The sequence below is a fragment of the Janthinobacterium sp. HH104 genome (assembly GCF_001758715.1).
Lineage (GTDB): Bacteria > Pseudomonadota > Gammaproteobacteria > Burkholderiales > Burkholderiaceae_D > Janthinobacterium > Janthinobacterium aestuarii.
Map to the genome: position 1 here is coordinate 206,862 of NZ_LRIB01000020.1, position 16,331 is coordinate 223,192.

13 protein-coding genes are annotated in these 16,331 nt (G+C 63.1%); 5 read left to right on the top strand and 8 right to left on the bottom strand.

The annotated features are described in order from the left end of the window. Positions 1–55: 55 nt before the first annotated feature. Entirely contained in the window at positions 56–556 is a 501-nt protein-coding gene (locus JAB6_RS06355; protein ID WP_070301843.1) for a MarR family winged helix-turn-helix transcriptional regulator, read from the bottom strand. 169 nt (positions 557–725) lie between these two features. Further along, positions 726–1,028, bottom strand: coding sequence for an HNH endonuclease (locus JAB6_RS06360; RefSeq protein ID WP_070301846.1), 303 nt, complete (start codon positions 1,026–1,028; stop codon positions 726–728). Positions 1,029–1,724: 696 nt separating this feature from the next. Here JAB6_RS06360 and JAB6_RS06365 point away from each other — a divergent pair. Further along, a complete protein-coding gene (locus tag JAB6_RS06365; protein ID WP_070301848.1) occupies positions 1,725–2,165 on the top strand; it encodes a hypothetical protein in 441 nt (146 codons plus the stop codon). Between the two features lie 395 nt (positions 2,166–2,560). Further along, on the top strand, positions 2,561–2,818 hold the full coding sequence (locus tag JAB6_RS06370; protein WP_034748572.1) for a hypothetical protein: 258 nt from the start codon (positions 2,561–2,563) through the stop codon (positions 2,816–2,818). A 257-nt stretch (positions 2,819–3,075) separates the two neighbouring features. Here JAB6_RS06370 and JAB6_RS06375 read toward each other — a convergent pair whose 3' ends face one another. The 4 genes from JAB6_RS06375 to JAB6_RS06390 form a co-directional block, all read right to left on the bottom strand. Continuing rightward, positions 3,076–3,480, bottom strand: a complete 405-nt coding sequence (locus JAB6_RS06375) for a hypothetical protein (protein WP_034748574.1) — start codon at positions 3,478–3,480, stop codon at positions 3,076–3,078. Positions 3,481–3,797: 317 nt separating this feature from the next. Next, positions 3,798–4,439 (bottom strand): TetR/AcrR family transcriptional regulator, encoded by a 642-nt coding sequence (locus JAB6_RS06380; protein WP_080698537.1) that lies wholly within the window; start codon positions 4,437–4,439, stop codon positions 3,798–3,800. 11 nt (positions 4,440–4,450) lie between these two features. After that, the gene (locus JAB6_RS06385) at positions 4,451–6,877 is read right to left on the bottom strand and encodes a membrane-bound PQQ-dependent dehydrogenase, glucose/quinate/shikimate family (RefSeq protein WP_083292574.1); all 2,427 of its coding nucleotides are present in this window, start codon (positions 6,875–6,877) and stop codon (positions 4,451–4,453) included. A gap of 440 nt (positions 6,878–7,317) precedes the next feature. Then, positions 7,318–8,364 carry an NAD(P)-dependent alcohol dehydrogenase gene (locus JAB6_RS06390; RefSeq protein ID WP_070301852.1) on the bottom strand — a complete coding sequence of 349 codons (1,047 nt, stop codon included), beginning with the start codon at positions 8,362–8,364 and terminating at the stop codon, positions 7,318–7,320. Between the two features lie 179 nt (positions 8,365–8,543). Here JAB6_RS06390 and JAB6_RS06395 point away from each other — a divergent pair, with 179 nt between their 5' ends. Continuing rightward, positions 8,544–9,473: an AraC family transcriptional regulator gene (locus tag JAB6_RS06395; RefSeq protein WP_070301854.1), complete on the top strand. Its 930-nt coding sequence runs from the start codon at positions 8,544–8,546 to the stop codon at positions 9,471–9,473. On the opposite strand, the gene JAB6_RS06400 is transcribed toward JAB6_RS06395, so the two are convergent. After that, on the bottom strand, positions 9,455–13,027 hold the full coding sequence (locus tag JAB6_RS06400; protein WP_070301856.1) for a hydantoinase B/oxoprolinase family protein: 3,573 nt from the start codon (positions 13,025–13,027) through the stop codon (positions 9,455–9,457). The genes JAB6_RS06395 and JAB6_RS06400 overlap by 19 nt on opposite strands. A gap of 144 nt (positions 13,028–13,171) precedes the next feature. On the opposite strand from JAB6_RS06400, the gene JAB6_RS06405 reads away from it, so the two are divergent. Continuing rightward, on the top strand, positions 13,172–14,716 hold the full coding sequence (locus tag JAB6_RS06405) for a bifunctional ADP-dependent NAD(P)H-hydrate dehydratase/NAD(P)H-hydrate epimerase (protein ID WP_070301857.1): 1,545 nt from the start codon (positions 13,172–13,174) through the stop codon (positions 14,714–14,716). A 117-nt stretch (positions 14,717–14,833) separates the two neighbouring features. On the opposite strand, the gene JAB6_RS06410 is transcribed toward JAB6_RS06405, so the two are convergent. Continuing rightward, positions 14,834–15,481 (bottom strand): ABC transporter ATP-binding protein, encoded by a 648-nt coding sequence (locus tag JAB6_RS06410; protein ID WP_070301963.1) that lies wholly within the window; start codon positions 15,479–15,481, stop codon positions 14,834–14,836. Between the two features lie 160 nt (positions 15,482–15,641). Between JAB6_RS06410 and JAB6_RS06415 the strand changes: the two genes are divergently transcribed. Beyond that, entirely contained in the window at positions 15,642–16,274 is a 633-nt protein-coding gene (locus JAB6_RS06415) for an arylesterase (protein WP_034751394.1), read from the top strand. The last annotated feature ends 57 nt before the right edge of the window (positions 16,275–16,331 follow it).

Below are 16,331 nucleotides of genomic sequence, written 5' to 3' on the forward strand. Positions count from 1 at the left end.
GACTGCGAAACGTTTGATCGTTGTGCGAAAAGTGTGCGTGGCTGCATCATTCAGGTTATTCGTCAGGTGTTGTCGTCGCTGCGTCAGAGCGGGCATCCAGGCGCAGCCTGCCATCGTGGATGCGCGCGCCGAAGGAACGCGTCTCGAGTACGGCGATCGCCTGTGCGAGGCAGTCGGACAAGGGAAACGCCAGCTCCGCATCGAGGCTGTCGGCTGCGGATTTGGTCGCCTGCCAGCACAACCGCAGGCGCGGCAGCAGCGCTGCGCCAGCGGCGCTGAGGCGCACCACGCGCTGCCTGCCGTCTTCGCCGCCGGCAGCCACCGTCAACAGGCCTTTCTTCACCATCAAAGCCACTGTCTGGGTCGCGGCAGGCTGCGTGAGGCCGCCCAGGGCCGCCAGCTCCCCGATGGTCGCGCTCGGCTGCTCGGCCAGCACCCGCATCACCGGCGTGTAGCGCGGCCGGTAATCGAGCCCCGCTTCCACGTAGGCCTGCTCGACCGCGCCGTCGAGCAGTTCGATGAGATGTCTTAATTGCGTGCCCAGTCCTGGTTTCATGAAACCATCGTAGCACTATTTATATAAGAGCTTATATAAATATTTGAAAACTATTGAAGCAGGCCACCATCCATTCAAGGTGGCCTCAGCGAAGCGCCTGCTTGTGCACGTTATAAGTTAGCGACGATTGGTACTTGGCAATTGGTTCGCTGCCACTGCAGCGCCTGCATCAGCGCGGGAATTTATACCGTACCAGCAGCGTAGCTCCCTTGCCGCCAGGTGGCGTCAGCAGTATCTCGTCACCCGGCTGCATCTCTTCATACATCACCGTGCAACAGGTCGGCATCGAGTGGCCGCGCGCCGGATAAACGCCAACCTCGGTGTGCAGGTTCGCAGCGCGTACGTCCACACTGGACTTGCCAGCCTTTGCTTCGTCTTGCAGCAGCTTGCGCAGTACGGTGACAAAGTCCCCTTTGCTGAGCCTGACAGGTGCCTGGTTTGCTTGCGGGCGAGTGGTTGCGTCGTTTTTCATGGCAGTTTCTTTCAGTAAATAAATTTTCGCCACTATAACATTCGCTCCTGGCGCAACACGACCAGGGGGCAAAACGAGGCCATCACATCCGACCGAGGCAACCGCGGCAGAGTGCCTGCGATGGAGCTGCCATCATGATCGGCGCGACATGGCATCTGGCGTCTGGTCAATGCAGAAGCTACGCTGGCCGCTTACGTGCTCTAAGTGATGAGGCGACCAGCCATTTTTGGGTAAAGTGCTGCATCCAGCGAATTGACCCGCCGGTTTGAATTGCCAACGGCAGTAGCCAACAGCAGGCATTGCAAACGTTAACATCTTGTGCGGTTCAAGGCACCTAGAGGAAAATCATGGCAGGAAAATTTTTGAGCCGAGGCGCGCTAGTCCACCTTATCAAGAGTCAGGAACGAACTAATGCTATTCAGAAGCGCGATGGATTAACCCAGCACCCGGTGCGAACAACTGTGTGTGGCTGCCCTGACCCTGATTGCGGTGGCTGGCATACCATACTGATTGAGAAAAACGTGCCAACCGAAGACGAATGCAGGTCGATTTTGCAACGTGAAAAGACCAAAAGAAAGGGCTAGTTGCGTATGCCGAATCTGGCCAAGAGCGGATGTTGAATAAGTTTGCGATGGGCAAGAACACAAGTTGTTTAATTCAGGGGCGTGCAGTCGCCCATTTCTAAATATGGAATCAATGACAGTGATGGCAATAAAGTGGAGGAACCAGGAGGTGCGAAGCCACAATGGCCTCGTGTGCAGCAACGGTGACATCTACGAAGTGCACGAAACCTGGATGGCCAGAGTACATGAAAAACAGGAGCTTGGCGGTTGGCTCAATGTCGCGATTCTGGCGCAAGAAGAGCTGTATGGTGGTCAGTACATAGTCAAGTGCGGAGAGGCTGCGGAACACGGCTCAATCGGCGTAGTCGTTTTGGAATCGCTGCAAAATCATGAACCTGTTTGGACGTTTGTTTCGGATCAATCCAATCCATTTGATCAAATAACAATCAAGGGCGGCTGGGTTGTGGTGCTGTCAACGTCAGGCGCCGTGTTACGGTTTGGTGCGCCAATGAGGGAGGCAAGGCTTCTGCTTACGCGTACTTCGATCCATGGCTCTAACGACGGGCGCTTGTAAAGTGGTGAGAGGCTGCGCGTCCGCTATGCTTAGGTGATGCCTTTTAGTCAGCCTCCGGCCAAGAGCAGCCGTTCAATGATCGGTTCAATTATGAAATTTATGCAATACGATGTAGTTAAGATTGTGGCATTCAACGTGCAACAGGCCACATTTTCTGATGCATTCAATCTTCGGCGTCCTGCAATCGCTGACGTCGCAACCATCATTGAAATTTACTCATCACCTCCGGGTTACGAGTTGGAATGCAGTGATGCACACGGTATTACACAATGGCTAGTTGCGTTTCGACCTGAAGATGTAGTGCTCGAGTTGCATCGCTAATTCGACCGAGATCGGCCAGAAGCCACCGTTCGCCGATGTAAAAACTGAAACATCCTTCTTCCTGGAGCATCGATTTGGACAAGATGATTGTTTTGCGAATTTCCGATAATAGTGGCGTAGACTTGAATGGCGTCAAACTACATTCAACAACTGAGGTCGCGGAAGCTCTTGAGAAAATCTCCGCCGAGAACCCGGACATGGCAGTTTCTGTCGAGGCCACCGATTCCAAATGGTATGAATCTATCGGGAAGGCCATTTACGGTAGCCACCGGGCGGGGTTTTCAGGTGAACGGTTTCGCGTACTTATCGATGGCAAGCCTCTGGAAGCCTGACATGAACCTCGGTTACTCCACCGCCTGCTACCGGCCTATCGTGTTGAAAAACGCGGGTAGGTTGACGTTTAGCTAGAAATTCTGACAGCCTAGACTGGCCAGAACCGCCGCTATTGAACGATCTCCGACTGTTTGGAGGTCTGAGACCTCCCGAAATTGTTGCCGATCGACTTCTTCAACACAATAGGCCAAAAGCGGACGGTCAGTCGCCGCGGTTTTGCTTGAGCATGTCCTCGATCAGGACGGCAGGATATTGGTCAGACCTGCCGCTTTATCCCCGGTATTGCAGCGTAGACGTGCAGCACATCTCCATCAATATGTATCACCTGCGCCGGTGTTCCTTCGAACACGGGCGCAAGCAGCAAGGGGCGCAGGTCGCCACTTGCCACTGCCGCATCAAGAAATACCAGCAGCTCAGTGACGCTGGCCTGCGCCACACGGCCCTGGAAGATAACGCGCTTGCCGGCATGTGCGACCAGCTTGTGGGCCACGTAATATGCTGGCGCCGTCAACTGCATCCGCAAGTCGGTCATCGAATCGTATGCGACCAGCGGGCCGCCGCGCAGGACCGGCGCCAGCATGCTGAAAAACAGCGCATCGGCATCCGGTCCCGGCGCGACTTCCTGCTTTGCCAGCGCCGCAAAAGTGTACTCGTTCTTCATGCAGCCCTGGCCTGGTATGGGATGTGCCGACGAACGTCGATGTGTGCGGTTTTCATGGGCAAAGCATAGCACGGCGAGCAAGCATTCATTTGAATGCCGGTTGTGGCAGCCTTCAAGCATACGTGAGATCAAATGCTTCAATCCCACGCCAATTTCAACAGACCGCAAACGAACTTTGAAGGTCCGCTTCGGGGGCGAAAGCAGACGAACACGACGGCCAGGGATAAGATGGCGAACAGGACTGATGCTATGACTAATGCAATGCTGCCCGACGGCTTCAGCTGCTCACCTTTCAGCACAGTCGGATTATGGCCCCGCTAATCCGCCCCACGCTCCACCCGCGCCACCACCAGCTCAATCAATTCCGCAATCAACGGCCGGAACGTGGCCGCATTACCGCCCTGCCCCAGCATCACGGTGCGCGTGGTCAGGTGCGAGAAGACGGCGTCGAACAGGATTTGCGGCAGGTTGGAAAATGAGGTATCGGGCGCGATGCGGCCCTGGGTGCGCTGCTGCTCCAGCAGGCGCAGGATGAGCGCATGCCACACTTGCGGGCCGTGCTCGTACCAGGTCTGGCCCACGGCCGGCACGGCGGCGGCGCCCGTGACGACGAGGCGGTAGAAATCCACGTGGCGGGGGCTGGTGACGACGGCTACCAGTTCGTCGAGGATCAGCTGCAAGCCCTGTTCCAGGCCCGCTTGCGACGTATCGAGCTGGCGCAGCGCGATGATGAAGTCGGCGCACAGGTATTCGACCACGGCCACCAGCAATTCCTGCTTGCTGCCGAAGTAGCGGTAAGCGGTGGCTTTCGAGCCGCCCGCCTCGGCCACGATGGCGTCCATACTGACGCCGTCGTAGCCGGAGTCAAGAAAGAGTCTGGATGCCGCCACCAGCAGCTTTCGCCGCCGCTCCTCGCTTCGGGTACTCGGGGAAGCGGGAACGGTGCGCAACTGGGGCATGAAGCAAACTCTTACTGTGTCTTGGGAAGCGCGTATGCTATCACGTAATCCCCCCGGTCCGGGCTCTGGCGGGCGCCGCCCGCGACCACCACGACGTACTGGCGGCCCGACTTGGGCGACACATAGGTCATCGGCGTGCCTTGCGAACCGACGGGCATGCGCGCCTTCCACACTTCATGGCCGGTGGCGATGTCCATGGCGCGCAAATAGTAATCCTGCGTGCCCGCATAAAACAGGAGGCCGGACGCCGTGCTCATGCCGCCGCCCAGAGTCGGCATGCCCAGCGGGATGGGCAGCCTCGCCTTGACGCCATTGACCACCGCATCCTGCACCGTGCCGGCCGGACGCTCCCACACTTTTTTCTTCGTCTTGAGGTCGATGGCGGCAAACACGCCCCACGGCGGGCTTTGGCACGGTATGCCCAGCGGCGAATTGAAGGCCTTGTGGTCGATGACGAACGGCGTGCCATCCATCGGATAGGTGCTGCCCACGCCGTGGCCCGACGTCAGCTTGGCCACGTCCACCGTTTCGCGCGGCACCAGCTTGACCACCTGTGGCATGCGGATATCGTTGACGAACATATAGCCATTGCTTTCATCGACGGCCGCGCCGCCCCAGTTGAAACCGCCGTAATAGCCCGGATAGATCAGCGTTTCTTTCGTGCTCGGCGCCGTGAACTCGCCCTGGTAATTGAGCTTGCGGAAGCTGATGCGGCAGGCCAGCTGGTCGAAGAAGGTGGCGCCCCACATGTCGCGCTCCGTGAGCGTTTCCGCGCCGAGGGCCGGCATGTCCGTCGAGTATGGCTGCGTTTTCGACACCCAGTCGCCGGCCGCGTGCTCTTGCGGCACGGGTTTTTCCACCACCTCCGCAATCGGTTTGCCCGTGCGGCGGTCCAGCATGAAGATCTGGCCACGCTTGGTCAGCTGCACCAGCGCGGGGATCTTGCCGCCCTTGCCGTCCGGGACGTCGTACAGCGCCGGCTGCGCTGCCACGTCGTAGTCCCAGATATCGTGGTGGACGGTTTGATACGTCCAGCGCTCGCGGCCCGTGGCCATGTCGAGGGCAACGATGGCCGAGGCGTACTTTTCCGTCAGCGGCGGACGCTTGCCGCCCCAGAAGTCCGGCTGCTCGTTCCCCGTCGGCAGGTAGACCAGGCCCAGTGCATCGTCGAATGCGGGCGCCGACCACATGTTCGGCGTGCTGCGCGTGTACGTCTGCCCTTCCGGCGGCAACTTGGTAATGGCTGGATTGCCCAAGTCCCAGGCCCACACCAGTTCCCCCGTGTCGGCACTGTAGGCGCGCACGACGCCCGACGGTTCATCGGTCGAGCGGCCATCGAACACCCAGCCGCCGAGGATGATCAGGTTGCGCGCCACCGTGGGCGCGGACGTGTAGGCGTAGTACGGCACGTTCATCTTGACCTTGCCCAGGCCGACCGTCAGGTCGACCGAACCCTTGTCGCCGAAGCCTTCGCACTGCTTGCCCGTCTGCGCGTCGATCTGGATCAGGCGCGCATCCATGGTCACTTGCACGATACGCTGGGCGCAGGCGCCCGCCACCGGCGCGCTGGCCGCCTGCATGCCTTCAAAACGGAACGGATTCGTCACCTTCGCCGGCTCGTAATAGCCGACGCCGCGGCAGCGGTTCCACGTTTTGATGTTGGCCGGCTTCGGGTCGAAGGTCCAGCGCTCCTTGCCCGTATCGGCATCGAGCGCGATGACCTTGCTCGTCGGCGTGCACGTATAGATGGTGTCGCCGATCTGCAGCGGCGTGTTCTGCGATTCGGACGCGCCTTCGGCCAGCTCGCCCGAGCGGTAGGTCCACGCCACTTGCAGCTTGTCGATATTCTGCTTGTCGATCTGCGTGTACGGCGCGAAGCGCGTGCCCTTCGGGCCATAGCCGTAATGCGCCCAGTTGGCGCTGCCGCCGTTCACCGCCGCCAGCGCATCCTGCTGCGGCTGCACGGTGGCGTCCAGCACGCCGTGCGGCTTGAACATGGCGGCGAAACCGGCCACCAGCACGACGGCGAGCAGCGCCGCGAAACCGCGCGACTGGCCGGTGTGCTTGCGCCCCGCCAGCCACGGATGCAGTAAGGCGGCCACCAGGCCGATGACGAGGAACGGCGCCAGGCGCGGCACCATGGGCCAGAAGGCGAAGCCGATTTCCCACACGGCCCATACCAGGGTGGCGATGACCAGCGCGGCGACGGTGCCGCTCGCCAGCGGTTTGCGGCGCAGATACAGCACGCCGGCGAGGAGCAGGCCGAGACCCGCCAGCAGGTAGTACCAGGAACCGCCGAGGGTAATGAGTTCGATGCCGCCGGCGGCCAGGGCCAGGCCGGAAAATCCGAGAAAGATGCCGAAAACCGTCAAGGCAAGCCGCTTGCCCCTGAAGACCGCCGGGATCGCCGGCGCTCCTTTATTTACTGAAGTGTCCATTTTTTATCCATGACGCCTCCCCTGCCCAGGCAAATACGCCGGGGATGGCTGGTTATTTCAAATCTACGTAGTGAAACTGTACTGTACGGTTTCATTTTATGCCGATTTTTGATACAAGGAAAGAAAAATTGACGCGGGAGCTTGATTTTTGGCGGGGATGGGAGTTGGCGCAGGTGTCGGATTACGCGCTTGCGCGCCTCGGCGGCCCCGCTAATCCGACCTACCCGACCTACCGGACTTGGCCGGGTTTAATGCGTAGGTTGGATTAGCGCAAAGCGCGTAATCCAACAAACACAGGTCAACCAGATAGCAGCCGGTTTTGCTTTTAAAGCATACCGGTTGGAACGCCCGAAAAATGCCCAGGGCTAGGGGCCGCGTCGAAGACAGTACGAATAGTACGGCGAGACGCGGTAACAACGCCCTGGGCTTTTTCTCGAGCGTTACAAAGATGACATGTCGATCACGAAGCGATAGCGCACATCGCTCTTCACCACCCGCTCAAACGCCTCATTGATATCCTGGATGCGGATGATCTCGATGTCCGACACAATATTGTGCTTGCCGCAGAAATCCAGCATTTCCTGGGTTTCCTTGATCGAGCCGATCATGGAGCCGGACAGGCTGCGGCGCGCGCCCACCAGGCCGAAGGCGCTCACGGGCGGCACGGCGCCGTCGGGGATGCCGACGATGACCATGTTGCCGTCGACTTTCAGCAGGTTGATGTACTGGTTCCAGTCGATCGATGCGCCCACGGTGCAGATGATCAGGTCGAACGTGCCGGCCAGCTTGCTGAACGTTTCCGCGTCGTTGGTGGCGTAGTAATGGTCGGCGCCCAGGCGCAGGCCGTCTTCGCGCTTCGACAGGGTCTGGCTCAGCACCGTCACTTCGGCGCCCATGGCGTGGGCGATCTTGACGCCCATGTGGCCCAGACCCCCCATGCCCAGGATGGCGACCTGCTTGCCAGGACCGGCTTTCCAGTGGTTCAGCGGCGAATACAGGGTGATGCCAGCGCACAGCAGCGGCGCCGCGGCGTCCAGCGGCAGGTTGTCGGGAATCGACAGCACATAGCCTTCCTTGACGACGATGCTGTCCGAGTAGCCGCCCTGCGTGGCCGTCTTGCCGTCCGCTTCCAGACCGTTGTAGGTCTGGATCAGGCCTGGCATGTACTGTTCCAGGTCCACGTTGCGCGTCTTGCAGGTGGTGCAGGAATCGACGAAGCAGCCCACGCCCACGTGGTCGCCCACCTTGAACTTGCTGACGTTGGCACCAACGGCCGTGACGACGCCGGCGATTTCATGGCCGGGCACCATCGGGAAAGCGGCGCCGCCCCATTCGTCGCGCGCCTGGTGGATATCGGAATGGCACACGCCACAGTATTTGATCGAGATGGCCACGTCGTCTTCGCGCGGGGCGCGGCGCTCGAACGTGAACGGTTGCAGTGCGGAAGTCGGGCCCAGTGCGGCGTAGCCTTTGGCGATGGTGGTCATGAAAACTCCTGTATCTAGATGTGTGTGGCGAGGGATGACGCGTGCCATGCATGCGATTGCACAAGTGTGCCCGAGATGCCCGGCCGCCGTTACCGCGATCCTGCAAGACCTTTGCACGATCCTCCAAATCTGCGTAAGATCAGCCCCTGCCCTTCTTCGCCTCACGCATACTGAACGCCATGTCCACGCCACTTACTCCGCAAGATGAAATCGCCGCCCTGATCAGCCGCCACGCGCCGCGCACGGGCGACTACACGACGGCCATCGGCAACCTCAGTTTCCACCGCCAGTCCTCGGTCACGGAATCGCTGTTCCATGCGGCGCGCCCCAGCGTGGCCATCATCGCGCAGGGTGCGAAAGACGTCACGCTGGGCACGGAAACCTTCCATTACAGCCGCATGCAGTATCTGCTGACCTCCGTCGACCTGCCGGTGCAGGTGCGCGTGGTGGAAGCGAGCGTGGACAAGCCGCACCTGTGCGTGGTGCTGGGCATCGACATCGCCGACGTGGCCGCGCTGCTCGATAGCGACAGCGTGGCGCAGCAGAAAATCCTGCCCGCCACGCGCGGCATTTCCGTCAGCGACGTGTCGGCCGAGCTGCTCGACGCCATGCTGCGCCTCGTGCGCCTGCTCGACAAACCGGGGGAAATCGCCACCTTGGCGCCCTTGATCCGCCGCGAGCTGACCTACCGGCTGCTCAATGGCCCCGTCGGCGCACGCCTGCGCCACATGGCGCTGGCCAGCAGCCAGTCGCACCAGGTGGGGCAAGCCATCGACTGGATCAAGCACAATTATTGCGAGCCGCTGCGCATCGAACACCTGGCCGGCATGGCGAACATGAGCATGTCGTCGCTGCACCACCACTTCAAGGCGATTACGGCCATGACGCCGATGCAGTACCAGAAGCTGCTGCGGCTGCAGGAAGCGCGGCGATTGATGCTGGTCGAGCAAATCGATGCGGGCACGGCCGGCTACCGGGTCGGCTACGCCAGCGAATCGCAGTTCAGCCGCGAATACAGCCGCCAGTTCGGCCGTGCGCCCATGCGCGACGTGGGCCAGGTGCGCGCGCAACTTGCGGGCGCGGGCACGGCCTATTCCGTCTTGCCGTAAGCGCCGCCACCCGGCGTCTCGATCACGAACACGTCGCCGGGGCACATGTCCGTCTTGCCGATATGGGGCAAGTGTTCCACCGTGCCGTCAGCCCGCTCCACATAATTGCGTCCCAGCGCGCCCGGCGCGCCGCCAGCCATGCCGAAAGACGGATGGATGCGGTTGTTCGACAAGATCGCCGCCGTCATCGGCTCCAAAAAACGCACCCGGCGCACGCCGCCATTGCCGCCGCGCCAGCGCCCCACCCCGCCCGAACCTGCGCGAATGCTGTAGCTGTCGAGCCGCACGGGAAAGCGCCACTCGAGGATTTCCGGGTCCGTCAGGCGCGAATTGGTCATGTTCGTCTGCACCACGTCCGTGCCGTCAAAACCGGGACCGGCGCCCGAGCCGCCCGATATCGTCTCGTAATACTGGTATTTGGCGCTGCCGAACGTGAAATTGTTCATCGTTCCCTGCGACGCGGCCATCGCTCCCAGCGCGCCATACAGGGCGTTGGTGATGCAGGTCGAGGTTTCCACGTTGCCCGACACGACGGACGCAGGATACTGCGGGTTGAGCATGGAACCGGGCGGGATGATCACCGTGAGCGGCTTCAGGCAACCCGCGTTCAGCGGTATATCGTCGTCGACCAGGGTGCGGAACACGTACAGCACGGCCGCCATGCAGACGGCGGACGGCGCATTGAAGTTGTTCGGCAGCTGGCTGGACGTACCCGTGAAATCGATGACGGCGCTGCGTGCAGCTGCGTCGACCCTGATCGCCACCTGGATGCGCGCGCCGTTATCGAGGTCCAGCGCGTAGCTGCCATCCTTCAAGGTCGTGATGACCCTGCGCACGGCTTCCTCGGCATTGTCCTGCACGTGGCCCATGTAGGCTTGCACGACCGGCAAACCGAAATGCGCGACCATCTTGTGCAGTTCCTCGGCCCCCTTCTGATTGGCCGCCACCTGGGCGCGCAGGTCGGCCAGGTTTTGCCGGGGATTGCGGGCCGGCCAGCTGGCGCCCGCCAGCAGGGCCAGTGTTTCCGCCTCTGCTAACCGCCCCGTGTCGCCGTCGACCAGTTTGAAATTGTCGATCAACACGCCCTCTTCCTCGATGCGCGTGGAGTCGGGCGGCATGGAGCCTGGTGTCGTGCCGCCGATATCGGCATGGTGGCCGCGCGAGCCGACATAGAACAGGATGGCGCCGCCCGCTTCGTCGAACACGGGTGAAATGACCGTCACGTCGGGCAGATGCGTGCCGCCGTGGTACGGGTCGTTGAGCATGTAGACATCGCCCGGCCGCATGGCGCCCGCATTGCGCGTCATGACCGTCCGGATGCTCTCGCCCATGGAACCCAGGTGCACGGGCATGTGCGGCGCATTGGCGATCAAATGGCCTTGCGCGTCGAAGATGGCGCAGCTGAAATCGAGCCGCTCCTTGATGTTGACGGAATGGGCCGTATTTTGCAGGCGCAGCCCCATCTGCTCGGCGATCGACATGAACAGGTTATTGAAAATTTCCAGCATCACGGGGTCGGCATTGGTCCCGATGGCATGGCGTTCAGGCAAGGCGGCGACCCTGCGCAAGACCAGATGGCCGTGCGCCGTCACTTCGGCGCGCCAGCCCGGCTCGATGACCGTGGTGGCATTGGCGTCGCTGACGATGGCCGGGCCATCGATGATGTCGCCCGGACGCAAGCTGTCCGCCGCATACAGGCCGCTTGGCCGCCAAGCACCGGCGCAGTACATATCCACCGTCTGCACGGACGCCAGCCCACCCGCGCGCGCCGCATGGGCAGGCGTGGCCACTTGCGGCGCAGCGGACGCGCCGATGGCTTCCACGGAGATCGCTTCGACGATCAGCGCGCGCGCCGGCATCAGAAAGGAAAAGCGTTTTTTGTACGCCGTTTCGAACTGCGCCTGCATGCTCGCCACCGTATCGAACAGCACGACAAGGGCCGAATCCGTGCCTTCGTAGCGCAGGTGCACGCGCGACACCAGCGCGATGCGCTTCCCTTCCACGCCCTGGCGCAGCAAGTCGCCACGCGCCAGTTCGCCCAGTTGCGCGAATTCGCCGGCCAGGTCCGCGCCCAATGCCGCCTCGATGGCGCGCTCGCGCCTGGCGCTCTGGTCGGCCAGGCCCATGCCGTAGGCCGACATCACGCCCGCCAGGCTATGGATGAACACCGTGCGCATGCCCAGCGCATCGGCCACCAGGCAGGCATGCTGGCCGCCTGCGCCGCCAAAGCTGGTCAGGGTGTATTCGGTGACGTCGTGGCCGCGCTGCACGGAAATCTGCTTGATGGCGTTGGCCATGTTGCCGACCGCGATGGCGACATAGCCTTCGGCCACCTGTTCCGGCGTCGAGTTCACCGTGCGCGCCAGCGCTTCGAACTGGGCGCGCACGGTGGCCATGTCCAGCGCTTCATTGGCGTCGGGGCCGAAGACGCGGGGGAAGAACGCAGGCTGCAGTTTGCCCAGCATGACGTTGCAGTCGGTGACGGCCAGCGGACCGCCGCGCCGGTAGCTGGCGGGGCCGGGATTGGCGCCCGCGCTGTCCGGCCCCACCTTGTAGCGGGCGCCGTCGAAATGCAGGATGGAGCCGCCGCCCGCGGCCACCGTGTGGATGCTCATCATGGGCGCGCGCATGCGCACGCCGGCGATCTGCGTCTCGAACACGCGTTCGAACTCGCCCGCGTAATGCGACACGTCGGTGGAGGTGCCGCCCATATCGAAGCCGATGACTTTATCGAAACCGGCCAGCGCGCTGGCGCGCACCATGCCGACGATGCCGCCCGCGGGGCCGGACAGAATGCTGTCCTTGCCCTGGAAGGCGCGCGCATCCGTCAAGCCGCCGTTCGACTGCATGAATTGCAGGTGCACGCCGGGCAGCTCGGCCGCCAGCTGGTCGACGTAGCGGCGCAAAATCGGCGACAGATAGGCGTCGACCACCGTGGTATCGCCGCGCGCCACCAGCTTCATCATGGGGCTCACTTCGTGCGACACGGACACCTGTGTAAAACCGGCCTCGCGCGCCAGCTGCGCCACCCGCGCCTCGTGCGCGTGATGGCGGTAGCCGTGCATCAGCACGACCGCAATGGCGCGCATGCCACGCGCATAAGCTTGTTCCAGCGCCGTGCGCGCGGCCGCCTCGTCGAGCGGGGTCACGACGTCGCCGTGGGCGCCCACCCTTTCATCGATCTCGATCACGTCACCGTACAGCAGTTCGGGCAGGATGATCTGGCGCGCGAACAGCTGCGGGCGGTTCTGGTAGGCGATGCGCAAGGCGTCGCGAAAACCGCGCGTGATGGCCAGCACGGTGGGCTCGCCCTTGCGTTCGAGCAGCGCATTGGTCGCCACCGTCGTGCCCATCTTGATGGCGCCCACCAGTTCGACGGGCAGCGGCGCACTAGGCGCCAGGTCCATCAGTTGGCGCATGCCTGCCAGCGCCGCGTCGCGGTACTGGCCAGGATTCTCCGACAGCAGTTTATGCGTGGCCAGGCTGCCGTCAGGACGGCGCGCCACGATGTCCGTAAAGGTGCCGCCCCGGTCGATCCAGAATTGCCAGTCCATCGCCTTGCTCCCATGCTTGTGTGAGATCCTATGTGAGATGGCTATTGTAGCCGCACAATTACGGCGCACCGCAGGCGTGCGCGCCTTGCCTTTCGCCCGCTTCGGCCTTATGTTGAAGACATGCTGACTAACGGAACACGCTCCATGAACCTGATCGACTCTGCCGCCCCCTTGTATTCCATCGCCGAACTGCGCGCCATCGAACAGGCGGCCATGCGCGACCTGCCGCAAGGGCTGCTGATGCAGCGCGCGGGCCAGGCTGCCGCCAGTGCCGCCCTGAAGCTGCTGCACGCCCAGGACGATGGCGAAGACGCGGGCCACCGGCGCGTCCTGGTGCTGGCCGGCCCCGGCGACAACGGCGGCGACGCGCTGGAAGCGGCCGCGCACCTGGCCGGCAGCGGCACCGAGGTACTCGTCTGGCTGGCGCCCGAAGCGCAAGCCACGTCGCCCGAGCGCGAACAGGCGCTGAGCCGCGCGCGCAACAGCGCCGCGCGCTTCATGGATGCGGCAACGTCGATGGCGTCGGCCGCCGTGGGCGCGGCGCCATGGCACCTCGTCATCGATGGCCTGTTCGGCATCGGCGCGTCGCGCCCCCTGGACGGCGAATGCCGCGACATGGCGCAGCTGGTCAACAATCTCGATTGCCCCGTGCTGGCCCTCGACGCGCCCAGCGGCCTACACGCGGACACGGGCGCCATCGACGGCGTCGCCATCCGCGCCACGCATACGCTCACCTTCATCGGCGACAAGCCTGGCCTGCACACGGCGAATGGCCGCGACCATGCGGGGGATGTGGAAGTGGCGGAACTGGCCATCGATCCCTCCCTGCTGCCGCCCGCCAGAGCCCAGCTGGGCGGCCTGCACCTGTTCGCCCGCCATTTGCTGCCGCGGCGCCAGAACACGCACAAGGGCAGCTACGGCAGCGTGGCCATCATCGGTGGCGCGCAAGGCATGGCCGGCGCGCCCATCCTGGCGGCCCGCACGGCCCTGCATGCGGGCGCGGGACGAGTGTATATCGCGTTTCCCGACGCACCGCCCGCCTTCGACAGCGGCCAGCCGGAGCTGATGTGCCGGCACGCGAGGGACGTGGATTTCTCGGGCCTGCACTTCGCCGCGCTGGTGGCCGGTCCCGGCCTCGGCGACAAGGCCGGTACGGTGGAACTGCTGCAGCGTGCCATTGACAGCGACAGCCCCCTGCTGCTGGACGCGGACGCGCTGAACCTGATGGCGGCCGAGCCGGAGCTGCAATCGGCGCTGGCCGTGCGCACGGGCGCGGGGGCGACGATATTGACACCGCATCCGCTGGAAGCGGCGCGTTTGCTCGACCTGACGGTGGCCGAGGTGCAGGCCGACCGCCTGGGCGCGGCGCGCCAGCTGGCCACGCAGCTGGGCGTCATCGTGGTATTGAAAGGTTCGGGCACGGTGATCGCCGCGCCCGATGGCCAGATTGTCGTCAACAACACGGGCGGCCCCGCGCTGGCGACGGCCGGCACGGGCGACGTATTGTCCGGCCTGTGCGGCAGCCTGCTGGCGCAAGGCTGGCCGGAATGGGAGGCGGCGATAGGCGCCGTCTGGCTGCATGGCGCGGCGGCCGATGCGCTGGTGGCCGCAGGCAGCGGCCCGATCGGGCTGACGGCCGGGGAATTGATACCGGCGATACGCCGGTTGATCAATGCCTTGTCGGCATAGGCATTTGGCGCGCTTGTGTTGGATTACGCTGCGCTAATCCAAGCTACACCCCGAAGGTCGCGTAGGTCGGGTAGGTCGGATTAGCGGAACGCGTAATCCGACAACCGCCACTAACAATCACACCAGCCGACCAGCCGCAATCGTAATCGTCCGCCCGCAACGGGCCGCGATCGAACTGTCGTGCGTGACGAGCACCAGGGTCGACCCGCGTTCGCGGTTCAGCTCGAACATCAGCTGGATCACGGCTTCGCCGGTGGCCGCATCGAGGCTGCCCGTCGGTTCATCGGCGAACAGCAGCGGCGGCTCCGTGACGAACGCGCGGGCCAGGGCCACGCGCTGCTGCTCGCCGCCGGACAGGTATTTCGGATAATGCTTCAGGCGGCTGCCCAGGTTGACCCTGCCCAGCATGGCTTGCGCCTTTTCCTTCGCGTCCGGGTCGCCGCGCAACTCCAGCGGCAGCATGACGTTTTCCAGCGCCGTCAAATGGGCCAGCAGCTGGAAAGACTGGAACACGAAACCGAGCTTTTCCTTGCGAAAGCCGGCGCGGCCGTCTTCATCGAGGGCGAAGATATCGGTGCCGTCGAGGATGACTTTGCCTTCGCTGGGCGTGTCCAGTCCCGCCAGCAAACCCAGCAAGGTGGACTTGCCGGAACCGGAGGCGCCGACGATGGCCAGCGTCTCCGCCGTTTGCACGGTAAAATCGACTTGATGCAGGATGGTCAGCTCACCATCGGCATCGGGTACGCGCTTGGCCAGTTGGACCACTTCGATGGCCGGCTGGGCATTTTGGCTGTTGGGTACGGCGGGCCGCTGGGCCGCCGCGTCTGATGGAAGAAAACTGGTGGAAGTCGCTTTAGGGAATTCGGGCATGCTGATCTATCTTAAAAAATTTCGTGAACAAATAAGTGTCGAGGGCAGCAGCCGCATGCGGCGGCGCACCCTGTCCTTGCTTCCTGCGGCAGCCCTGCTGCTGGTATCGAGCATGACGAACGCCTATTCTGCACCAAAAACGCTGCTGGTGCTCGGCGACAGTCTGTCGGCCGAGTATGGGCTGGCGCGCGGCACGGGCTGGGTGGCGCTGCTGGAACAGCGGCTGCAAGCGCAAAAGAACGACACGCGCATCGTCAACGCCAGCATCAGCGGCGAGACCACGAGCGGCGGCCGCGCGCGCCTGCCTGCCCTGCTGGCCAAGCACCAGCCCGATGTCGTGCTGATCGAACTGGGCGCCAACGACGGCTTGCGCGGCTTGCCCGTGGCGGCCGCCGAAGCAAATCTGCGCGCCATGGGCGAGGCAGCCAAAAAATCGGGCGCGCAAGTGGTGCTGGTGGGCATGCGCATGCCGCCCAACTATGGCCGCGCCTATGGCGAACAGTTTTACGGCGTGTACGGCAAGCTGGCCAAGGAATGGAAGGCGCCACTGGTGCCGTTCATGTTCGAAGGCATCGCCGACCAGCCGCAGCTGTTCCAGGCCGACCGCATGCACCCGAATGCGAATGCGCATCCGACGATTTTGAGGAATATCTGGCCGCGGCTGGCGCCGTTGCTGGGGGCCAAATAAGCAAAAGGCTGGTGTTACCTCTAGCCCAAGGCAGAATCCGGGGTCAGAGCCGGCGGG